This window comes from Winogradskyella psychrotolerans RS-3, assembly GCF_000427335.1.
GTDB lineage: Bacteria > Bacteroidota > Bacteroidia > Flavobacteriales > Flavobacteriaceae > Winogradskyella > Winogradskyella psychrotolerans.
This window is the reverse complement of the sequence record NZ_ATMR01000129.1, coordinates 1-755: the sequence shown is the minus strand read 5'-3', so window position 1 is coordinate 755 and position 755 is coordinate 1. Positions and strand designations below refer to the sequence as shown.

The 755-nt window shown below is 40.4% G+C and carries 1 pseudogene; it reads left to right on the top strand.

Annotated elements, in window-relative coordinates:
- A pseudogene (locus tag ADIWIN_RS14280) lies at window positions 1-755 on the top strand (DNA gyrase subunit A); the annotation flags it as partial.

Sequence of the window (755 nt, the reverse complement as noted above, 5' to 3'; positions counted from 1 at the left end):
TGCCATTAGAGATGAGTCGGATAGACAAGGAATGCGCATAGTGTATGAGCTCAAGAAAGATGCCATGCCAAGCGTTGTCCTTAATAACCTCTACAAGCATACACAGCTTCAAACTTCCTTTAGTGTGAACAATGTCGCCTTGGTAAAAGGCAGACCATTTACACTAAACCTGAAAGAGCTTATTCTGCACTATGTAAACCATAGGCATGAAGTAGTTGTCAGGAGAACAGAGTATGAATTAAAGGAGGCCGAAAAAAGAGCACATATCCTGGAAGGCTATTTGGTTGCCTTGGATAATATTGATGCTGTTATCCAGTTGATCAGAGATTCAAAAGACCCTGAAACAGCCAGAAATGGTTTGATGGAAAAATTTGATCTTACCGAAATTCAAGCGCGCGCAATCCTAGACATGAGGCTACAACGTCTTACTGGCATGGAAAGGGCTAAAATCCAGCTTGAATACGATGAGTTGATGAAACTTATTGAGGAGTTGAAAGATATCCTTGCCAATAAGGAAAGAAGAATGCAGATCATCAAAGATGAATTGCTAGAAATAAAAACCCGTTACAACGACGAGAGAAGAACTGCCATTGAACACAATGCAGAAGACTTCAACTATGAGGACATGATTCCTTAATGAGGAAGTGGTAATTACCGTTTCCAATCAAGGATACATTAAAAGAACCGTCCTCACAGAGTATAAATCTCAAAGTAGAGGAGGAGTAGGATCCAGAGGAGTAAGCACCAAAGAAGAT